Consider the following 19,548-nt stretch of genomic DNA (forward strand, 5'->3'; position numbering starts at 1 on the left):
TCTACCGTAGGCGACGAAGGCCCGGCTTCGCAGTCACGATTGCAACTCCGGCCGGGCCGGGCCGCGATGCCCGCACAGCCAGCGCCAAGGCGGCGTCCAGCGCGAGGGCGAGGGCCGCCACCAGCAGGGCGCCGACCAGGGCGAGATAGAACTGGCGCACCTTGATGCCGTCGATCAGGAACCGGCCGAGGCCGCCCAGACTGGCGTACGCCGCGACGGTTGCGGTGGCGACCACCTGCAGGGTGGCGGTCCGCAGCCCGCCGACGATCAGCGGCATCGCGTTCGGCACCTCGACACGCAGCAGGACCTGACGCTCGGTCATGCCCATGGCGCGAGCGGCATCGACGACCACCGGGTCGACGTTGGCGATGCCGGCGTACGTCCCCGCCAGCAGCGGCGGAATGCCCAGCAGCATCAGAGCGACGGTCGGGGGCAGCAGGCCCAGTCCCCACAGCAGGACCCCCAGCAGCAGGACGCCGAGCGTGGGCAGGGCGCGCAGGGCGTTGACGCCACCGACCACCAGCGCCGTGCCGCGGCCGGTGTGCCCGACGTACATGCCCACGGGAACGGCGACCAGCGCGCTGCACAACACCGCGATGCCGGTGTACTCGAGATGTTCCAGCATGCGCATGCCGAGTCCGGCCGGACCGGTCCAGTTGGCCGCGGTGAAGATGTAGGCGAGGGCCTGGTGCAGGAAGTTCATGCCGCTGCCTTCGCCCGGGTCCACGGGGTGGCCAGCCGGCCGAGGCTCAGGATGATCAGGTCGACGGCCACCGCCAGCACGAAGATGGCGATGATGCCGGCGATGATCTGGTCGCTCTTGTCAGCCTGATATCCCTCGGTGAACCAGGTGCCCAGCCCGCCGATGCCGATCACCGAACCCACCGACACCATCGAGATGTTGGTGACGGCAACCACCCGCATCCCTGCCGTGAGGACCGGAATCGCCAGCGGCAGTTCTACTCTCAAGAACCGGGTGCGCGGCCGATAGCCCATGGCGGTGGCCGCCTCGCGGGTGGCCGCGGGCACCGCGTCCAGCGCTTCGGGCACCGTCCGCATCAGCAGCGCCACGGTGTACAAGGTCAGAGCGACCAGGACGTTGGCCTCGTCGAGAATCCGCGTCGGGATGATCAACGGCAGCACCACGAACAGTGCCAGCGACGGAATGGTGAAGACGACGCTGGCCGTGATGGTACTGATCCGGCGCAGCCGCGGACGCTGCCGCACATAAGCGCCCAGCGGCACGGCGATCAGCACCCCGATGAGCAGCGGCAGAAGGGACAGCCGTAGGTGAATCTGCGTGAGCAGCCACGCGCCTTCCAGGTGGGTCAGCAGGTATCGCACTGTTCGCCCTTGCCGCTCTTGATGATTGCCAGCACATCGTCGAGGCCCACACCGCCGACCACGTGGCCCCGTTCGTCGACCGCCACGCCCAGCCCGGACGGTGACGACAGCGCCGAGTCCAGCGCCAGCCGCAGGGTGCCGTCTGGCCGGAACAGCGAACCGCCGGCAATGGTGCTGTCGTACAAGGACTTTCCGTGGCGATGCAGACCCACTCCGTGAGCGTTGATCCAGGCGTAGGGGGTGCCGTCGGCGTTGACCACCAGGGCCCATTGGCCCGCGCCGAGTTCCAGTGCGTCGACCGCTGGCTCGGCGACGGTGCGGATGTCGCGGAGCTGAAGTCCGGTTGCGTCGCGGAATTGCAGCCCGCGGTAGCCACGATCAGCGCCGACGAACCCCGCGACGAATGCGTTGGCCGGGTTGGACAGCAACCGCCTCGGCGCGTCGTACTGCTGCAAGGTGCCACCGGGTCCGAACACCGCGACGCGGTCGCCCAACTTGACGGCTTCATCGATATCGTGCGTGACGAACACGATGGTCTTGCGCAGATCGCTTTGCAGCCGCAGGATTTCGGCCTGCAGGTCTTCGCGGACCACGGGGTCGACCGCGCTGAACGGCTCGTCCATCAGCAGAATGGGCGGGTCCGCCGCCAGGGCACGGGCCACGCCGACCCTCTGCTGCTGCCCACCCGACAACTGGGCCGGGTAGCGGTCGGCAAGCTTGACGTCGAGCCCGACGCGCTCCAACACGCCCAACGCCTTTTTCCTTGCGCTACGGCGGGATTCACCCTTGAGGACCGGAACGGTGGCGACATTGTCGACCACTTTCAGATGCGGCATGAGCCCGGCTGATTGCAGCACGTACCCGATACCGAGCCGCAGTTTCACCGGGTCGACGGTGGCGACGTTGGCACCGTCGACGGTCAAGGTGCCCGACGTCGGGTCGATCATCCGGTTGATCATCCGCATCGAGGTGGTCTTGCCGCAGCCCGACGGGCCGACGAACACCGACAACGTGCCCTCCGCGATCTCGAGGGTCAACTCATCGACGGCGACCACGCCGCCGTAGCTCTTGGTGACCTTGTCGAAAGAGATCATCGGCTCACCGGCTTGTCGAACCCGTTGTCCTGCACCCATTTTCTCGCGGCCTGATCGGCGTCGACGCCGCTGTTGCCGGACACCGCGGTGTTCATGTCGATCAGCGCCTTCGTGGTGAGTTTCGCGCTGACGGAGTCCAGCACGGTCTTGAGCAGATCGGACTTCTTCTGCGACGCCACCAGCGGCACCACGTTGGCGGCAAGGAAGTTGTGCTTCGGATCCTCGAGCACCACCAGGTTGTTCTGCACGATGGCCGGGGACGTGCTGAAAATATCTGCCGCGGTGACGGTTCCGTCGACCAGAGCCCGGACCGTGGCCGGTCCCCCACCGTCGCTGATCGCGATGAAGTTGGACGGCGCGATGTCGAGGCCGTACTTGGCCTTCAGCCCGGGCAGCCCCTCGGTCCGCTGCAGAAACTCCGACGGCGCACCGAATTTCACCTGGGCCGAATGCTGGGCCAGGTCGCCGATGGTCTTCAGATTCCACTTCTTGGCGGTCTCCGCCGACACCGCCACCGTGTCGGTGTCTTCGGCCGGCGAAGGCGTCAGGATCGACAGATCGCCGGGAAGCACTCGGGCGAGCGCCAATTCGACGTCATCGGCGGCGGTGGCTTTGGTCTTCGGGTCGAAGTACTGCAGCAGGTTACCGGTGTATTCGGGGATCAGGTCGATCGAATGATCCTTGACGGCAGGGACGTACGTCTCGCGGCTCCCGATGCCGAATTGGCGGCCGACGGTAAAGCCGTTGGCCGCCAATGCCTGCGCGTAGATCTCGGCGATGATCTTCGATTCGGGGAAATCGGCAGACCCCACCACGATGGACTTGAGGTCACCCGAGATGCTGCCCCCGCCCAGAGGATTGGCGCTGCCACAACCCGTCAACACGGCAGCAAGCAGCAAGGCCACAGTGGCCAGAATTCGCGCCATCCGAACGTCCTTTCGGCGTCGAGCACTCAGGCCGACCCTAGCGTTATTCGAAAATTGGTGTCGCAGTTCCCGGCATCCTGCCCGGAGAACCGTCAAGATGGTGCGTATGAGTAGCGATCACGCGTCTACCCCTGGGCCGACCGGGCCGGAGCCCAAGGCCGCTCCCACTCACGCCGAACCGCCGGCACCCAAGGCCCCCAAGTCTGATTCGGCCCCCGTCAAGAAACCCACGACGCCCGAATCGGCAGTCAAGTTCACCCGCACCGCAGCGCTGTGGACTGCACTGATCCTCGGTTTCCTGATCCTGATCCTGCTGCTGGTGTTCGTCATCCAGAACGACACCCCGGTCGACATCGTCCTGCTCGGCTGGAAGCTGCACCAGGTGCAGCTGGGCGTGACCATCCTGCTCGCGGCCATCGCCGGCGGCCTGCTGACCTTCGCGGTCGCCACCACCCGGATCCTGCAACTGCGGTTGGCCGCGAAGAAGAACCTGAAGGCCGGACTTTAAATCACCGCGAGCGGCCGTGTTTGTACGTCAACACGCCGCCCCCGGTGTACAAGAACGTCACGCTCGTCAGCCACGAGCGTGACGTTTTTGCACGAAGACCACGGCGTGTTGCGTGCAGACACGCACGCTCGCGCTAGGAAAGAACAGCCAATCCGGCGGCGATGAGCGGCGCGACGGCCTCACCGACAGAATCGTCGCCGCCGGCTGCAACGGAGCCCATCCGGGCGCGGAAGTCGATGCCGGCGGCGATGATCGCCAGCTTGAAGTACGCCAGCGCGAGATAGAACTCCCAGTGGTCCAAAGGCTGCCCGGCCGCGACGGAGTATTTCTCGGCCAGCTGGTCCATCGACGGAATCTTCTCCGACGACCACGCCGCGTCGGAATGCACCATGGAGAACATCGGGTGCCGATAGACACACATCAGCGCGGCGTCGGACAGCGGGTCACCGAGCGTCGACATCTCCCAGTCCAGGACCGCCCTCACCTTGGTGGGGTCGACGGCGTCGAGCATGGTGTTGTCGATGCGGTAGTCGCCGTGCACGATGGCACTGCGGCTCTGCGGCGGCAGCTTCTCGGTCAGCGCGGCATGCAGCCGACGCACATCAGCGTCACGCAAATCGTCCTGCAGCCGCACCAGATCCCACTGCGAGCCCCAGCGCCGCACCTGTCGTTCCAGGTACCCGTTGGCCTTCCCGAAGTCCCCGAGCCCCACGGCTTCCGGGTCCACGGCGTGCAGGTCGGCGAGCACTTTGATCAGCGCGTCCACACAGGCGTCGATGGCCTGCTGATCCCCCAGCGCGTCGAGCTCGGCCGAGTACCGCACCACTCGTCCGGGCACGAATTCGACCATCTGGAACGGCGCACCCAGCACCGAGTCGTCGTTCCGCATCGTCACCGGATGTGCCACCGGGACATTCGTAACTTCAAGCGCCGCAACGACTTTGTACTCACGGGCCATGTCATGCGCCGACGGTGTCAGGCCGTGCAGCGGCGGCCGGCGCAGCACCCATTTGGCGGCGTCGTCGAACACCAGGAACGTCAGATTCGACCGGCCGCCGGCGATCAGCTCAGCGCGCAGCTCACCGGTGCGGGCCACCCCGATATCCCGCAGGTGCGCGTCGAGGGCGGTCAGGTCCAAACCGTCAAGGCCCGTCACATCTTCCCCCGTCGCTTCGCTCGCCCTGCCACCCGAACTGTTTACCACCGCTGATTTCGCGGCAGCAGGTCCCACACGTGTTCGACGCTGTTGACGCCGGCCACGGCCAGGCGGCCGCTGCGCGAGGCCAGCAGCCGGGTGATTCCCGTGTAGTCGACCTGGAACGACAGGATGCGCTCGGTCGGCAGGATGTCGTGCAGCAGGCCGTTGATGACACCGCCGTGACTGAAGATCACAACGGTGTCGTCGGCCTCGGCCTCGCTCGCGATGTCCATGACGGCTTCGGTGATTCGGGCCAGGAACGCCTCTTCATCGACACTGCTGGGGAGATGACCCGACATCAGCCGGGCCATCTCCTCGGGGTGTTCGGCCGCGATCTGCTCGATCGGGATGTACTGCGCCATGTCGCGGTCGTACTCGGCGAGCCGGTCGTCGACCTCGATGGGCAGTCCGAGCGCGTCGGCCACCGGCTGACCGGTCTGGATGGCGCGCTTCTGCGGGCTGCTGAGCAGCCGGGTGATCGGGTACCGCTTGAGCGCGTCGGGCAGCCGCATGGCCTGCGCGATGCCCTCCTCGGACAGATCGGGGTCGGCGCCCTCGCCGGGCTCGCTGCGCAGCGGCAGGGCGTGACGGATCAGAAGCAGTTGCATGGGCGGTTTCCTCCACAGCGGTTGTGCGCTGACGGGCAATACTATGCAGCTAAGTTGTCATGACAAGACACCGAGAGGCGGTACACCGATGGTCGGCTCCCGGTCGCGTCATGAGCACGTCGCGGCGGTGCTGCGGCAGCGGATCACGCGACACGAGTACCAGATCGGTGAGTCACTGCCCGCCGAGAGCGCATTGTGCGCGGAGTTCGACGTGTCGCGAGGGCCCGTCCGCCAGGCCCTCGCGACGCTGAAAAACGAAGGCCTGATCCGCATTTCGCGGGGCAAGCCCGCCACCGTCCGCAGCCACGACGTCCGCCAGACACTGGACACGTTCACGCCGTTCACCCAGTGGGCCGAACGCAACGGCCGAAAGGCGGGGAGCCGGACCCTGGAGGTCTCACGCAGACGCGCCGGCGAAACCGCGGCCACCGCACTGAGCCTGACCACCGACGACTTCGTCGTCGAAGTGCTGCGCGTGCGACTGCTCGACGGCGAGCCGGCGATGATCGAGCGGAGCAGTTTCACCGACGCGGTGGGTTCGCTGCTGTTCGAATTCGACACCGACTCCGGCTCCATCACCGACTACCTGACCGACCGTGGGGTGCAGTGGGACGCCATGGAACACGTGCTGGACGCCGTCGCCGCGGACGAGGTCGACGCCGAGAACATGCACATCGAGCGGGGCAGTCCCCTGTTGCGTGAGCGTCGTACCTCACGCGACCAGTTCGGGGTGGCCTTCGAATATTCCGACGACCGATACCGGCCCGACGTGGTGGCCTTCAGCATCGTCAACGCCCGCACCATCGACGTCCGCGCCTGACGGGCGCTAGTCGGCCGCGGGCATCCGATTCCAGTAGGGAATCAACAGCAGCATGGCGATGAACGCGGCCCCGGCGAAGCCGTAGAACAGTGCTGAGGTACCCAGGTAACCCGGCAGCAGACCACCGAGGATGGCACCGACCGAGCCGCAACCGTTGATGATCCCTGTCGCCGTGCCCGCGTGCTTGGACGTACCGAAGTCGACGGCCGCGATGCACGAGATCATGGCATCAGCGCCGTAGACGGTCAGGCCGATCAGGGCCAGGACGCCGACCATGACCCACACATTGCCCGTCGCGGTCAGCGGCCCGAACAGCATGAGCACCACGACCAGCACGGCCAGGCTGATCACGCTCGCCGGCACCCGGCGCGCCTTGAACACCTTGTCCGAGATGCGGCCCAGCAGGATCGGGGCGATGACACCGGCGATGCCGAACGCCACCGGGACGGTCACCGCGGTGAACTTGTCACTGTCGTGCAGCTGTTCGGCGACGATCACCGGACCCCACAACAGGATGGCGTAGCGGGCCGGCTTGAGCAGAAAATACGCTGCCCCAAGGGTTCTCACCATCTGATCCTTCAGTACCACGGCCAGGGACTCGCGCCACGACGAACTGGGTTCGGCGATGGCCTCGTCCTCTGCGGTGGCGTCGAGCTCGACTCCCTCAACGGAGTCCTGCGCCGCCCGGTACTCCTCGATCGGCGGTAGGCCGACGTCCGCGGGGCTGTTGCGCTGGAAGATGAAGAACAGCACGAACACAACGGCGACAATGGCCGCACCGCTGAAGAACGCTGCGCGCCAACTGCCGAACACGTCGTAGGCGAACCATCCGACCACCGGCGCGGCGACGAGGCCGCCGACGGCGTAATTGGTGCTCCACAGCCCCAGGACGTGGCCACGTTCCCCGACCGAGAAGAACTGCGACATGTTGCTCAACGTGCCCGACCAGCCCGTCGACTGAGCCAGGCCTTGCACGATCATCAATGGCAGCAGGAAGACCACTGCCGGCAGCAGGCCCATGAACAGGGTCGCGATCGCCGAGATGGCCAGGCCGCCGAGCACGACCACCCGTGGGCCGAACCGGTCGGAGACCTGGCCCCAGACGAATTGGCCGACGGCGTAGGCGGCGAGGTACGCGGCGTCGAGATTGGCCATGACGCTCTTGGTCAGGTGAAGGTGCAGGACGGGGTCTTCGAGAATGCCGAGCTTGGCGACGGAGAACGTCTGACGGGTGAAATAGAAACCGGCATAAGCGATCCAGGTGATGGCGAAGATGCGGATACGCCAGCGTTCGTAGTTCGGATTGGTGGTGCGCGACTTGGACAGCAGGGTGTGCGACATGGCTGTTCACTTCCACTGGGTGCGGGGTAGAGGGAGCGCGGAAAGAAGAGGGGCCGATCGGAGGCGTGGAAACGCCATCGAGATCGTCAGCGAGGCAAGGGTTTTGGTGCGAGAGCGCGAAGGGTTAGAGTGAAAGAGCGGGGGTGGTCGGGGCCGAGGGTGCGGCATCCGACCACCGCGGAGTGCGTCGTCGGATCAGCCCAGGGTTGCCACCAAACCGGGCAGCTGCGCCACGCTGTCCAGGATGTGGGTGGCGCCGGCAGCGGATAGCTGCTCAGCGTTGTGCGCGCCGGTCAGCACGCCGACCGAAGCGCGCGCTCCGGCGCGCAGTCCGGTGATGACGTCCGACGAGGTGTCACCGACGACCACCACCGACTGCACTGCATCGGTCTCGGTCTGCATGAGGGCTGCGAGCGCCATGTCGGGGTACGGCCGTCCGCGGACGCCGGGCGCGGGGCAGAGCACCGCGTCGGCGAGGTCCTGCCAACCCAGCGCCTCGACGATGGCCTGCTGGGTTTCCCGGGCGAAGCCCGTGGTCAGCGCGACCTTGATACCGCGCGACCGGAAAGATGTAATGACATGTTCGGCCTGCGGAATGGGGCTGCACTTGCCGTCTGCCACCAACTGGGCGTAGCAGCGCTCGAACTCTTTGTTGGCCGCTTGTGCCTGCTCTTCGTTGCCGCGGCTCAGGTGGCGGAACACGACGATCTTCGACTGTCCCATGGTGTCGGCGACGTAGCGCAGCATCTCTGCGCGGTCCGCATCGGTCTTCGACAGGCCGGCGTGCTCGTCGGCGGCCAGGAAGGATTGCTGCACCAGGCCGGTGTCCTCGACCGTCGTGCCGGCCATGTCGAACACGACCAGGCTGATTCCAGGTGCTGATTGGCTTTCCACTTTTGCGTCCTTTTCCGTTGTGGTGGTTGGGTTTTGGTGTGTCTCAGACAGTTACGGGCGACGCCAGCGCCCGCTCGACGGCGGCGGCCGCCAGGCCCAGGCCGGTGGTCATGCCGATCCCGGTGGTGACCGTCACGACGTGGGTGCGGTCCACCGGCTCCTCGATGAGGAACTCCTGCGCCGGGGCCGAGCAGTAGACGCCCTGCCAACGTTCGCTGACGTCGATATCGTTGACTCCGAACAGTTTTCGGGTTTGGTCGAGCAGGATGTCGAAGCCCTGCTCGGACTGGAACGGCGCGGCCGCGACGTCCCGGATGTGGGTGTCGCCGATCAGCAGCGAGCCGTCGGGCTGCGGCGTGAACATCAGGTGCAGGTCGATGTCCACCGCGTCGGGGTGCTCGTCCTGCAGTCGTCGCGCGACGGCAGCGACGCTGGGCAGGTCCTCGAAACCCGCGTACCGCAGCAACGACCACCCGGTGAACAGCGGTGCCGCCAGCGTGAACGCCAACGGCAGCCTGGCCCGGATCATGTGCAGCCGGCAGCGCAGCAACCCGTCGCGCTCAGCCAGGCCGGGGAAGAGCCGGTCGATGTCGTAGTTGACTGCGATGAAGGTGGTTTCGGTGCGTATCGGTCCGCGCGAGGTATGCACGAGACCCGGCTCGAACCCGGAAGCCGCTGTACGCCAATGGAAGTCGACGCCCTGCGATTCCAGCCACCGCGCGATGGACGGCGCCGCGGTTCGCGGATCGACCTGAAGGTCATTGGGCAGGTACATGCCCCCGACGACGCGGGGATCGCGCACCGGTACGCGGTCGACCAGCTGCTGACGGTTGAGCAGGTGCACGTCACCACTGGGCCGGACGTCGGCGAATTCACGCATGACGGCCAGTTCGTCCTCGTGCCGGGCCACACAGTAGGTGCCCGCCTCCTTCGACCAGAACCCGGCTTGCCGGGACAGGTCCAGCCAGTGCCTGCGGCCGGCCCGGGCGTAGTCCAGCGCGACACCGTTCTGCGCGGTGATGCACGCGTGGCCGAAGTTCTGCACCGACGCCCCGACCACACCGGCGGCGTGATCGACCACCGCGACTGCGAGTCCGCGACAGTGGGCGTGATAGGCGTGCGCAAGGCCGACGATTCCAGCTCCTACGACGACGACGTCGTAGCTCCGTTGATTTGGCATGGCAATAACAGTGCGGCACGTCCCCATAGTTGTCAATACAAGTTATGGGATATTTCAGTACTCATATATATAAGTGGAACGGCGTGTGAACTCATGGGAAACAAGCTCAAGGGCGTACTCCCCCGCCACGGGGCGACCGCCATGACAACATGGGCACCAGCACGCCACCCCAGCACCGAAGGAGCCGCCATGGGGTACGCCGACGAACTGTTCGATCTCACCGACCGGGTGGTCCTGATCACCGGGGGCAGTCGCGGCCTCGGCCGGGAGATGGCGTTCGCGGCGGCCCATTGCGGCGCCGACGTCGTCATCGCCAGCCGGAACCTGGAGTCGTGTCAGACCACTGCCGCCGAGATCATCGCCGAGACCGGCCGGGCCGCGCTGGCACACCAGGTGCACGTCGGCCGCTGGGGCGAGCTGGACGGCCTGGTGGACGCCGCCTATGACGAGTTCGGCAAGGTCGACGTGCTGGTGAACAACGCCGGGATGTCCCCACTGTACGAGTCGTTGGGCTCGGTGCCGGAGAAGCTGTTCGACGCCGTGGTGAACCTGAACTTCAAGGGGCCGTTCAGATTATCGGCGCTGGTCGGCGAACGTATGGTGGCCGACGGTGGCGGGTCGATCATCAACATCAGCTCGTCGGGCTCGCTGCGCCCGGACGCGTACATGCTGCCGTACGCCGCCGCCAAGGCCGGATTGAACACGCTCACAGAGGGATTCGCGAAAGCGTTCGGCCCGACGGTGCGGGTCAACACTCTGATGGCCGGACCGTTCCTCACCGACATCAGCAAGGCCTGGGGCGAGGACACGTCGAACGCGTTCGGCTCACTGCCGCTGCAGCGAGCGGGTCAGCCTCGCGAAATCGTCGGCGCCGCACTCTTTTTGATGCCCGACGCGTCCAGCTTCACCACGGGGTCCATCCTGCGGGCCGACGGCGGATTCGCTTAAACAGGCGAATGCCGGCTCCCGCCATCGACTTCCAAGCGATTGCGTCCGAGCCGCTTGGCCGCGTACAGCGCCAGGTCGGCACGACGCAGCAACTGGGAGGCCGCGGCGTCGGGATCATCGACCGTTACGCCGGCCGGCCACGCTGCGAGCCCCGCGGAGGCCGTGACACTGGGGCGGTCGCTGTCGTCGTCCCGCCGGCCGGTGACGGCCGCACGGACTTTCTCCGCGGTGTGGGTGGTCTCGGCATCACCGGCCAGAATGACGGCGAATTCCTCGCCGCCCAGGCGGGCCGCGAAGCCGCCGCATTCGCCTGTCACGCCGCGCAGCTGATCGGCCACGGTGTACAGACATTCGTCGCCGGCCGGGTGCCCCAGGCGGTCGTTGTACTGCTTGAAATAGTCGACGTCGATCAGCAGCACCGCCGGTGCCACAACGGAACCCAGCCGCCCGTGCAGCTCGGCAATGAAGGCCCGACGGTTGGGCAGTCGGGTCAGCGGATCGGTGCTGCTGAGTTCTTCGAGAAGCCGCGAGCGACTCCAATCGAGCCGCCGGGACAACTCCAGAAGGTAGGCGAAGCGCAAACAGACGAACACCATGAGGACGGTCGCGCAGATGGTCAAGAACTCATTGCCGGTGATGGGCAGACTGACCAGTTCGCAGACGATGATGCCGGTGGTGAGCGCAACCATCGACGGCATCAGCAAGCGGTAGACGATCTGTACGACGGCCAGGCTCAACAACACCGACACCGGCATCAGGTACGGGACGACATCGAACCCTTTGGGCGTCTGAATCGCCCGCTCGAACATCTGGGCAGACAGGATCACCGCGACCGCACCGACGTAGATCGGCGCCGACCACACGCGCACCCGCATCCAACTCGTGCCTATCAGGGCGACGACTGCGGCGGGCGCGATACCCAGTCCGAGCGTGAGCCGCCCGAAAGTCGATGCCTCTGGCGGGATCTTGAGCAGTGACTCCTGAAACACAAAGATGAAGGCGCACACCAGAAGCAGGCCGATCATGATGAACCGCCGGGTGCGACGGCCCTGCGCCTCGTACTGGGCGAGAAACGCCGCTTCGTCCTGCGAGTCGACAAAACGCAGGGTGGACGTCGTCGTCCGGAGTTCAGGGGTTGTGCGTTGTCCGGGCGATGTGTCGGCGGTGAACGGTGTCGCGCGGTGCGGGTCTGCGGCGCGAATCATGTTGCGGTCATTGATAATCCGGTTCCGTCCCGCTGCTTTCGCCTGGTACAGGGCCCGATCGGCACGATCGATCAGCGTCTGGATCAGTCCAGACCGGCGCTCGGCGGTGAGCGGTCGCTCGTCCGACGGCACGACGATCTCGGCGGACCCGGCCGAGGCCGTGACCACCGCGCCGGCATCCGACCGCATGATGCGTAACGTGCCGATCGATTCGCGCAGTAGTTCTGCACGGGCGCGCGCCTTCTCCGGTGCGGTGCCGTGCCACATCACGGCGAATTCCTCGCCGGCGTAGCGAGCCGCGAACTCATGCCGCGTGTCGATCTGCTGACGCAGATGCGCGCCGATCGCTGCCAGGCACTCGTCGCCGGCGGCGTGCCCCAACCGGTCATTGAGGCTCTTGAACTCGTCGAGATCGAGAATGGCCAGCAGGACCGACTCTCCGACAGCAGCGGATTCCACAGCCGCGTCCAGTGTTTCGTCGAAATATCGCCGGTTGGGAAGGCCGGTCAGGCTGTCGAGGCGGGTGAGCTCGTCGAGCTCGCGTTGGCGCAGCCAGGCATGGCGGCTGTTGTTCTCCAATTCGTACGCCGACGCCAGCGACACGCTGACGATCCCGGTGGACGCCATCAATTGGAAGAGGGTCGCGAAGGTGACCGTGTTGAGGCTCAATTCGGCGACGGCGAGGCCGGCCAGGCCCAGCAGCATCGCCGGAACCATGACGGCGAACCGGATCTGCACGACCACCAGGCTCATCAGGATGGTGACGGGAACGATGATCGGCAGCACGTCGATGCCGTGCTGCAAGCAGATGGTGCGCACCGCCATCATGCACGCGATGTCGAGGTAGGCCGCGACCACGAACAGCGCCTGAGACCACCGGCGTACCGGACTGCTGGACCCGCTCAGCCAACGCAGGACCGCAGGGATCCCGATCGCGACAATCAGGAGCGGCCCCCACGCGAGCAGCTCGGGGGGCACCTTGAGCAAATACCGGTGGAACAGCAGGACCGCACCGACGCCCAGCAGCATCACGAGCCAGAGTTCCAAGCGGAGTGCGCGTCCCTGGTCGTCGAAGGCCGCCCGGAAGTCACGCTCGCCGTCCGAGTTCTCGCCTCTGGGAAATCTCCGTTCCTGCGCCTCTGGCACCACGCCAGGCGGAGCCCCGCCGCTGGTCGTACCCGATTTCACCGCGTCACCTTACTGTGGGCCGGCCCCTTCGCCGCGCCGATTTCGTCAAATTTTGACCCCGACGAAAGATTGAAGCCAGCAAACCCGGTTCGGTGACCGTCACCGCACCGCAGTGATGGTCCCCATCGACGCGACGGCGCGATCCCGGTCGTCGCCCATCCCGACCAGAACGTCGATGACGAGCGGCCCGAGAATCTCGACCACGCCGTGCCCTTCATGACCGAAAAACCCTGCCATCTCCAGCATTACGGCACCGTGGATGACGCTCCAGATACGCCCGGCGATGGCCGCGTCGTCGCCGTCGCGGATGCGTCCCGCGTCGATCATCCGACGGACGGAAGCGCGCAGCGCCTGGAAGGACCCGTCGGAACCGCCGGCATGTCCGGTGACGGTCAGATCCTTGCGCTGAGTCAGCAGTGCGGCGGGCGCGACGGTGCCGAACATCAGTTGATATCGCTGCGGCTTGGCGATCGCGAACACGTAATACGCACGGCCCATCGAGAAGAAATCGGCCACCGGATCGTCGGTCTCGGGCACCTCCGTCAACGCCTGAGCGAACCGGTCGAACGCCTCACCCGCGATGGCGTCGACCACGCCCGTCATCGAACCGAAGTGGGTGTACACCACCATGGTCGACGTGCCGACCTCGGCAGCGAGCTTGCGCACGCTCAGCGCCTGGAGGCCGTCGCGCTCCAGGATCGCGATACCGGCCTCGATCAACTGCCGACGGATATCGTCGCTCACCCTTGCGCCCTTCTCATAACAGTGTTATACCAGTAACCACAGCCGATAACACTGTTATGGAGGTTCTGGGATGACCAACCGCTACCTGGAAGGCGCCTTCGCGCCATTGCACGACGAGTACACCCTGACCGACCTGACCGTCACCGGCACCATCCCGGACTATCTGGACGGCCGCTATCTACGCAACGGCCCCAACCCGATCGGCGAGATCGACCCCGAGCTCTACCACTGGTTCATCGGCGACGGCATGGTGCACGGCATCCGCCTCCGTGACGGCAAGGCGGAGTGGTACCGCAACCGCTGGGTGCGCGGGCCTGTCACCGCCGCCGCGCTCGGCGAGCCCATCCGCCCAGGACATTTCGGGCCATCGGGCATCGGCGCGAACACCAATGTGCTCGGCCACGCCGGAAAGACCCTGGCCCTGGTCGAGGGCGGCCTCGCCAACTACGAACTCACCGAGGAACTCGACACCGTCGGCGCCTGCGACTTCGACGGCACCCTCACCGGCGGCTACACCGCGCACCCGAAGCGCGACCCGGAAACCGGTGAACTGCATGCGGTTTCGTACAGCTTCACCCGTGGCAACACCGTGCAGTACTCGGTGATCGGTACCGATGGCCGAGCCAGGCGCACTGTCGACGTCGAGGTCCACGGCAGCCCGATGATGCATGATTTCTCCCTGACCGAGCGGCACGTCATCTTCTACGACCTGCCGGTGAGCTTCGACGCCGGCATCGCCACGGAGATGGCCTCGGTGCCAAAGGCATTGCGGCTGCCGGCCCGACTTCTCATGTCCGCGTTGATCGGTCGGGTCAAGATTCCCGATCCGGTCACCGCCCGGCAGCCGAGTTTCCGCGCGACGGATCGCCGTTTCCCATACTCGTGGAACCCCAAGTACCCGGCGCGCATCGGCGTGATGCCCCGCGACGGAGGGAACGCCGACGTGCGCTGGTTCGACGTCGAACCGTGCTACGTCTTCCACCCGATGAACGCCTACGACTCCCCCGACGACAACACCATCGTCCTGGACGTGGTGCGGCACCCGAAGATGTTCGACACGGACCACATCGGCCCCAACGAGGGCCCGCCGACGCTGGACCGGTGGACCATCGACCTCACCGCCGGAAAGGTCCTCGAGGACCGCGTGGACGACCATCCCCAGGAGTTCCCGCGCGTCGACGAGCGCCTGACCGGCAAGCGCCACCGCTACGGCTACGCGCCGACGATAAGCGAGGGTGCCGGTGGGAGCGACACGTTGCTCAAGCACGACTTCGTCGGCGGCAACACCGCAACCCGTCACTTCGGTGCCGGGAAAGAACTGGGCGAGTTCGTCTTTCACCCGTCGTCGGCGACCGCCGCCGAGGACGACGGTGTGCTGATGGGCTTCGTCTACGACGCCCCGACCGACCGCAGCGAGCTGGCGATCCTCGACGCCCAGACACTGCAGGACGTCGCGAGCATCAAACTGCCGCACCGCGTGCCGGCCGGCTTCCACGGCAACTGGGTGCCCAGTTAGGGCGTGATGATGTTGAACGCCGGGTCGGGCCGGTCGATGGCGCCCAGCAGCGTGGGCAACGCAGTGGCGTCGCCTGTCACCTCGACACCCGGCGAGCTGGTGTCGCCCGCGGCAAACGCCAAGAGCCGCAACTTGTTCGCCAGCGTGACGGTGGCCTGTGCGGTACTCGGGTCGCCGGCGACGTTGCGGTACACCAGCACGCCGTTGCGCAGGGTCAGCCGGTAGTTGGTGGCGACGTCCTGGAACGTCACGTCGATGGCCAGGTTCAGGTCCCACGCCCGCGGGCCGTTGATGTTGATCGCGAAGGTGTCGAACATCTGCTCCGGGCTGAGCTGCGCCAGCAAGGTCGGTGAACTGGCCTGCGTCGGGGTGCCGAAGTTCCCGACCCGAAGTTCCGTGGCACCCGACAGGAAGAAGTTGCGCCACACGGCGTTCTCGGCGCCGTAGGCCATCTGCTCCAGGGTGTCCGCGTACAGCTCACGGGCCGCGGCGTGGTGCTCGTCGGTGAAGATCGCGTGGTCCAACAGGGTTACCGCCCAACGGAAGTCGCCCTCGTCGAACGCGCCCTGCGCCAACTCGACCACCCGGTCGATGCCGCCCATGGCCGCGACGTAGCGCGGCGCCGCGGCGGCCGGCGGGTGCTGCCAGAGCCGCCCCGGGTTGCCGTCGAACCAGCCCATGTAGCGCTGGTAGACCGCCTTGACGTTGTGGCTGACCGAGCCGTAGTACCCGTGCGTGTGCCAGGCTTTCTCCAAAGCCGGTGGCATCTGGAAGGTTTCGGCGATCTCGATGCCGGTGTAGCCCTGGTTGAGCTGGCGCAGCGTCTGGTCGTGCAGGTAGGCGTACAGATCCCGTTGCAGCGACAGGTATTCGACGATGTTGTCCTGCCCCCACGTCGGCCAGTGGTGCGATGCGAAGACGACGTCGGCGCGGCCGGAGAAGGTGTCGATGGCCTCGGTCAGGTAGCCCGCCCAGCCGTGCGGGTCGCGGACCAGGGCGCCGCGCAGCGTCAGCAGGTTGTGCAGGTTGTGGGTGGCGTTCTCGGCCATGCACAGCGCGCGGAATTGCGGGAAGTAGAAATGCATCTCGGCGGGCGCCTCGGTGCCGGGCGCCATCTGGAATTCGATCTCGACGCCGTCGATGGTGTGCGTCTCGCCCGTCACCTTGATGTCGAGCGTCGGCACGATCAGTGCCACCTCACCCGTCGACCCGACCTGCCCCAGGCCGCAGCCGACCTGCCCCTGCGGACCGCGGTCGAGCGCCGCGCCGTACATGTAGCCCGCCCGCCGTGCCATTGCCGTTCCGGCATAGACGTTTTCCTGCACCGCGTGCTCGGTGAAACCTTCCGGCGCGATGACCACGACGTGGCCGGCGTCGACCTCAGCCTGCGACGTCACGCCCAGCACACCGCCGAAGTGGTCGGCATGGCTGTGCGTGTAGATGACGGCCCGGACCGCACGGTCACCGCGGTGCGCGCGGTACAGCGCCAGCGCCGCCGCGGCGGTCTCTGTCGAGATCAGCGGATCGATGACGATGATGCCGGTGTCACTCTCGATAAAGCTGATGTTCGACAGGTCCAGGCCGCGGACCTGGTAGATGCCCGGTACCACCTCGTAGAGGCCCTGTTTGGCGCACAACTGGGACTGCCGCCACAGGCTCGGGTGCACGCTGTCCGGTGCGTCGCCGTTCAGGAAGTTGTAGGAGTCGTTGTCCCACACCACTCTTCCGTCGGCCGCAGTGACGACGCACGGCTCCATCGCGGCGATGAAGCCACGGTCGGCGTCCTCGAAGTCCCGGGTGTCCGCGAAGGGGAGCGTCGCAGTGTGTGCGCGGTTGGCGGCGGCGATGGCATCTGTGGGCGGCTTCTGCTCCATGCGCCCATTACAGCCGATGCAACTCCACATCCGCCAGTACTCCCCCGGCCACTGTCGCGGTCATGTAGGTGCAGTACGGCTGACGCCGGCGGTCGGTCGGCGAGCCGGGGTTGAGCAGCCGCAGGCCGGTGGCCGCGGTGCTGTCCCACGGAATGTGACTGTGCCCGAACACCAGTACGTCGGTGTCGGGGCACAGCCGGGCCATGCGCGCATCGCGTCCCGCCGACGCTCCGGTTTCGTGCGTGACAGTGAACCGGACGCCCTCGAGCGTCACGTCGGCCCGCTCAGGCAGCCGGGCCCGCAGGTCCGCGCCGTCGTTGTTGCCCCAGCAGGCGACCAGACGCGTCGCTCGCTGCTCGAGTTCGTCGAGCAGGGCCACGTCCACCCAGTCGCCTGCGTGCAGAACCACATCAGCGCGGGCCACCTCATCCCAGACCCGGGCGGGCATGTCGCGGGCGCGTTTTGGTACGTGCGTATCAGAGATCAGTAGCAGACGCGTCATTGAAAATACCGGCGCGGATTGTCTACCAACATCGTCGTGATCTGCTCATCGGTGACGCCGCGTTCACGCAGCGCGGGCAGCACGTCGTCGCTGATGTGCGTCAGCTTCCAGTTGGGCACCGCCGCCAGTTTGCCCTCATGCGAGAACCAGTCGATGAAACACGAACTGTCATGCGCCAGCATCATCTTCTCGGCGTAACCGCGTCTGGTGAGCTCCGCTACGGTGTCCACCCGCTGCTCGAACGGCAACAGGATGTCGAGCCCGAAGCGGTCCATGCCGAGGTACGAACCGGCGTCGGCGAGCGCGCACAGGTAATCGAGATCGGTGCTGTCGCCGGAGTGCCCGATCACCACCTTGCTGAGGTCGACGCCTTCCTCCCCCAGCACTTTCTGCGCGACGAGTCCGGAGCGGCTGTGCACGTCGGTGTGCACGGTGATCGGCGCGCCGGTCTGCACGTGTGCCTGACCGACTGCGCGCATCACCCGCTCGACTCCCGGCGTCAGCCCCTGATGCTCGATGGCGCATTTCAGAAACGCCGCTCGCACGCCGGTACCGCCGATGCCCTCCCGAATATCCCTGACGAACAGCTCGACCATCGGCTCCGGGGTGTCGAACAGCAGGCCCGGGCCGGTGTGCAGGAACTGGAACGGCACGTCGTTGTAGGTGTAGATGCCGGTCGCCACGATGATATTGATGTCGACCTGCTCGTTGACCCGCTGAATCCGGGGCAGGTACCGGCCCAGCCCGATCACCGTCGGGTCGACGATGGTGTCGATGCCACGTGATTTGCATTGGCGCAGTTGGTCGATCGCGTCGGCGACGCGGGCGTCCTCGTCCCACTGCGACGGATAATCCGGGAAGTTCTGCCGGATCTCGTCACCCAGGATGAACACGTGCTCATGCACGAGCGTGGCCCCGAGTCGATCGACGGGCACCGGGCCCCTGACGGTCTGCACGTGCGTCATCACCGTCAGTCTGTGTCATGAGCGGTCGGGCATCAAGACCCTATATCAACCGAGTTGACACGGACCGCGCATTGCCAGTTAGCTGAGGTAACGTCCCGCCCATCTGCGAACCGCGAAGGAGTGCCCACATGGATTGGAACTTCCTCGGCACCGACTGGCACCTGTTCGGCAAGCTGGCCGACGTCGCCCTGCTGACCCTGTTGTTCGCCGCGACCGTGATGTTCTTCTACATCCAGCGCCTCCGGAAACAACCACAGTTACCGATCGCCGAACACGTCCGGGCCAAGCAGACGGCGCTCACAAAAGTCCGCAAGCGCCAGCCGATGACCGCTGAAGAGCTGGAATATGCCACCCAGGTCATCGACAATCAGCGGACTTTGATGACATTCGCAATCCCCCTCACGATCTTTTCACTGGGGTGTTTCTACGTGCTCGGCAGCCTCGAACAACTCCACGGCGCAACCCCTTCGGAGCGAACCTTTCTCGGGGTCATCGCCATGATCTCGTCCATCAACGTCACCGCCCAGATCTTCCGCGTGATCAAGCTGAAAAAGCGGCTCGGAAACGCCACCTTGGTGAATTCTGGGAATTAGCTGGACGCCCTCACCTCGCCTTTTATCGAGCGGAATAGCTGGAAGGCCCCCCGCGTCGATTCACTGATAGTGTTTACACCGACTAATCTCAATTTAGTTG

General features: G+C 66.0%; 19 protein-coding genes. 5 read left to right on the plus strand and 14 right to left on the minus strand.

The features are described 5' to 3' along the window. Nucleotide 1: 1 nt before the first annotated feature. Genes EB75_RS11490 through EB75_RS11505 form a run of 4 tightly spaced genes read right to left on the minus strand, consistent with a single transcriptional unit; the run spans nucleotide 2 to nucleotide 3,364 of the window. Entirely contained in the window at nucleotides 2–703 is a 702-nt protein-coding gene (locus tag EB75_RS11490) for an ABC transporter permease (RefSeq protein ID WP_073695557.1), read from the minus strand. Continuing rightward, nucleotides 700–1,344 carry an ABC transporter permease gene (locus EB75_RS11495; RefSeq protein WP_073695525.1) on the minus strand — a complete coding sequence of 215 codons (645 nt, stop codon included), beginning with the start codon at nucleotides 1,342–1,344 and terminating at the stop codon, nucleotides 700–702. Before EB75_RS11495 ends, EB75_RS11490 begins: the two co-directional genes overlap by 4 nt. Further along, nucleotides 1,329–2,438, minus strand: coding sequence for an ABC transporter ATP-binding protein (locus EB75_RS11500; protein WP_073695526.1), 1,110 nt, complete (start codon nucleotides 2,436–2,438; stop codon nucleotides 1,329–1,331). Before EB75_RS11500 ends, EB75_RS11495 begins: the two co-directional genes overlap by 16 nt. Next, nucleotides 2,435–3,364 (minus strand): ABC transporter substrate-binding protein, encoded by a 930-nt coding sequence (locus EB75_RS11505; protein WP_083612169.1) that lies wholly within the window; start codon nucleotides 3,362–3,364, stop codon nucleotides 2,435–2,437. Before EB75_RS11505 ends, EB75_RS11500 begins: the two co-directional genes overlap by 4 nt. Before the next feature lie 106 nt (nucleotides 3,365–3,470). Between EB75_RS11505 and EB75_RS11510 the strand changes: the two genes are divergently transcribed. Beyond that, nucleotides 3,471–3,872 (plus strand): lipopolysaccharide assembly protein LapA domain-containing protein, encoded by a 402-nt coding sequence (locus EB75_RS11510; RefSeq protein WP_073695559.1) that lies wholly within the window; start codon nucleotides 3,471–3,473, stop codon nucleotides 3,870–3,872. A 133-nt stretch (nucleotides 3,873–4,005) separates the two neighbouring features. Here EB75_RS11510 and EB75_RS11515 read toward each other — a convergent pair whose 3' ends face one another. Both EB75_RS11515 and EB75_RS11520 read right to left on the minus strand, forming a co-directional pair. After that, nucleotides 4,006–5,028, minus strand: coding sequence for a phosphotransferase family protein (locus EB75_RS11515; RefSeq protein WP_073695527.1), 1,023 nt, complete (start codon nucleotides 5,026–5,028; stop codon nucleotides 4,006–4,008). A 41-nt stretch (nucleotides 5,029–5,069) separates the two neighbouring features. Next, nucleotides 5,070–5,678 (minus strand): histidine phosphatase family protein, encoded by a 609-nt coding sequence (locus EB75_RS11520; RefSeq protein WP_073695528.1) that lies wholly within the window; start codon nucleotides 5,676–5,678, stop codon nucleotides 5,070–5,072. A gap of 88 nt (nucleotides 5,679–5,766) precedes the next feature. Between EB75_RS11520 and EB75_RS11525 the strand changes: the two genes are divergently transcribed. Then, entirely contained in the window at nucleotides 5,767–6,498 is a 732-nt protein-coding gene (locus EB75_RS11525; protein WP_073695529.1) for a GntR family transcriptional regulator, read from the plus strand. A 6-nt stretch (nucleotides 6,499–6,504) separates the two neighbouring features. On the opposite strand, the gene EB75_RS11530 is transcribed toward EB75_RS11525, so the two are convergent. The 3 genes from EB75_RS11530 to EB75_RS11540 all read right to left on the minus strand — a co-directional run bounded on the left by EB75_RS11530 (nucleotide 6,505) and on the right by EB75_RS11540 (nucleotide 9,913). Beyond that, nucleotides 6,505–7,839, minus strand: coding sequence for an MFS transporter (locus tag EB75_RS11530; RefSeq protein ID WP_073695530.1), 1,335 nt, complete (start codon nucleotides 7,837–7,839; stop codon nucleotides 6,505–6,507). Between the two features lie 195 nt (nucleotides 7,840–8,034). Next, nucleotides 8,035–8,688, minus strand: a complete 654-nt coding sequence (locus EB75_RS11535; RefSeq protein WP_073695531.1) for a phosphonatase-like hydrolase — start codon at nucleotides 8,686–8,688, stop codon at nucleotides 8,035–8,037. A gap of 88 nt (nucleotides 8,689–8,776) precedes the next feature. Continuing rightward, complete coding sequence (locus tag EB75_RS11540; protein WP_073695532.1) at nucleotides 8,777–9,913, minus strand: TIGR03364 family FAD-dependent oxidoreductase; 1,137 nt, start codon at nucleotides 9,911–9,913, stop codon at nucleotides 8,777–8,779. Between the two features lie 189 nt (nucleotides 9,914–10,102). Here EB75_RS11540 and EB75_RS11545 point away from each other — a divergent pair, with 189 nt between their 5' ends. Further along, nucleotides 10,103–10,861, plus strand: a complete 759-nt coding sequence (locus EB75_RS11545) for an SDR family NAD(P)-dependent oxidoreductase (RefSeq protein WP_073695533.1) — start codon at nucleotides 10,103–10,105, stop codon at nucleotides 10,859–10,861. Here EB75_RS11545 and EB75_RS11550 read toward each other — a convergent pair. Both EB75_RS11550 and EB75_RS11555 read right to left on the minus strand, forming a co-directional pair. Then, the gene (locus EB75_RS11550) at nucleotides 10,858–13,254 is read right to left on the minus strand and encodes a GGDEF domain-containing protein (RefSeq protein WP_142239557.1); all 2,397 of its coding nucleotides are present in this window, start codon (nucleotides 13,252–13,254) and stop codon (nucleotides 10,858–10,860) included. The two genes, EB75_RS11545 and EB75_RS11550, sit on opposite strands and share 4 nt — an antisense overlap. Nucleotides 13,255–13,353: 99 nt before the next feature. Then, complete coding sequence (locus EB75_RS11555) at nucleotides 13,354–13,998, minus strand: TetR/AcrR family transcriptional regulator (RefSeq protein ID WP_073695535.1); 645 nt, start codon at nucleotides 13,996–13,998, stop codon at nucleotides 13,354–13,356. 70 nt (nucleotides 13,999–14,068) lie between these two features. On the opposite strand from EB75_RS11555, the gene EB75_RS11560 reads away from it, so the two are divergent. Further along, entirely contained in the window at nucleotides 14,069–15,514 is a 1,446-nt protein-coding gene (locus EB75_RS11560; RefSeq protein WP_073695536.1) for a carotenoid oxygenase family protein, read from the plus strand. Here the strand turns inward: EB75_RS11560 and EB75_RS11565 are convergent. From EB75_RS11565 to EB75_RS11575, 3 genes are read right to left on the minus strand one after another with little or no spacing between them, the layout of a single operon-like run. After that, entirely contained in the window at nucleotides 15,511–17,388 is a 1,878-nt protein-coding gene (locus EB75_RS11565; RefSeq protein ID WP_073695537.1) for an alkyl/aryl-sulfatase, read from the minus strand. The genes EB75_RS11560 and EB75_RS11565 overlap by 4 nt on opposite strands. Nucleotides 17,389–17,395: 7 nt before the next feature. After that, nucleotides 17,396–17,890 (minus strand): metallophosphoesterase family protein, encoded by a 495-nt coding sequence (locus EB75_RS11570; RefSeq protein WP_073695538.1) that lies wholly within the window; start codon nucleotides 17,888–17,890, stop codon nucleotides 17,396–17,398. Next, a complete protein-coding gene (locus EB75_RS11575) occupies nucleotides 17,887–18,855 on the minus strand; it encodes a phosphotriesterase family protein (protein WP_073695539.1) in 969 nt (322 codons plus the stop codon). The genes EB75_RS11570 and EB75_RS11575 overlap by 4 nt, the downstream gene beginning before the upstream one ends. 128 nt (nucleotides 18,856–18,983) lie before the next feature. Between EB75_RS11575 and EB75_RS11580 the strand changes: the two genes are divergently transcribed. Continuing rightward, nucleotides 18,984–19,448: a hypothetical protein gene (locus EB75_RS11580; protein WP_073695540.1), complete on the plus strand. Its 465-nt coding sequence runs from the start codon at nucleotides 18,984–18,986 to the stop codon at nucleotides 19,446–19,448. Nucleotides 19,449–19,548: the final 100 nt, after the last annotated feature.

Source organism: Mycobacterium sp. ST-F2, assembly GCF_001905655.1.
GTDB lineage: Bacteria > Actinomycetota > Actinomycetes > Mycobacteriales > Mycobacteriaceae > Mycobacterium.

Bases quoted from the DNA above. Each gene is read 5' to 3' on its own strand.
- EB75_RS11540 (WP_073695532.1), bottom strand. From the start codon at position 9,913: ATGCCAAATCAACGGAGCTACGACGTCGTCGTCGTAGGAGCTGGAATC.
- EB75_RS11580 (WP_073695540.1), top strand. From the start codon at position 18,984: ATGGATTGGAACTTCCTCGGCACCGACTGGCACCTGTTCGGCAAGCTG.
- EB75_RS11570 (WP_073695538.1), bottom strand. From the start codon at position 17,890: ATGACGCGTCTGCTACTGATCTCTGATACGCACGTACCAAAACGCGCC.
- EB75_RS11560 (WP_073695536.1), top strand. From the start codon at position 14,069: ATGACCAACCGCTACCTGGAAGGCGCCTTCGCGCCATTGCACGACGAG.
- EB75_RS11525 (WP_073695529.1), top strand. From the start codon at position 5,767: ATGGTCGGCTCCCGGTCGCGTCATGAGCACGTCGCGGCGGTGCTGCGG.
- EB75_RS11490 (WP_073695557.1), bottom strand. From the start codon at position 703: ATGAACTTCCTGCACCAGGCCCTCGCCTACATCTTCACCGCGGCCAAC.
- EB75_RS11530 (WP_073695530.1), bottom strand. From the start codon at position 7,839: ATGTCGCACACCCTGCTGTCCAAGTCGCGCACCACCAATCCGAACTAC.
- EB75_RS11510 (WP_073695559.1), top strand. From the start codon at position 3,471: ATGAGTAGCGATCACGCGTCTACCCCTGGGCCGACCGGGCCGGAGCCC.
- EB75_RS11545 (WP_073695533.1), top strand. From the start codon at position 10,103: ATGGGGTACGCCGACGAACTGTTCGATCTCACCGACCGGGTGGTCCTG.
- EB75_RS11505 (WP_083612169.1), bottom strand. From the start codon at position 3,364: ATGGCGCGAATTCTGGCCACTGTGGCCTTGCTGCTTGCTGCCGTGTTG.
- EB75_RS11575 (WP_073695539.1), bottom strand. From the start codon at position 18,855: ATGACGCACGTGCAGACCGTCAGGGGCCCGGTGCCCGTCGATCGACTC.
- EB75_RS11535 (WP_073695531.1), bottom strand. From the start codon at position 8,688: ATGGCCGGCACGACGGTCGAGGACACCGGCCTGGTGCAGCAATCCTTC.
- EB75_RS11500 (WP_073695526.1), bottom strand. From the start codon at position 2,438: ATGATCTCTTTCGACAAGGTCACCAAGAGCTACGGCGGCGTGGTCGCC.
- EB75_RS11520 (WP_073695528.1), bottom strand. From the start codon at position 5,678: ATGCAACTGCTTCTGATCCGTCACGCCCTGCCGCTGCGCAGCGAGCCC.
- EB75_RS11565 (WP_073695537.1), bottom strand. From the start codon at position 17,388: ATGGAGCAGAAGCCGCCCACAGATGCCATCGCCGCCGCCAACCGCGCA.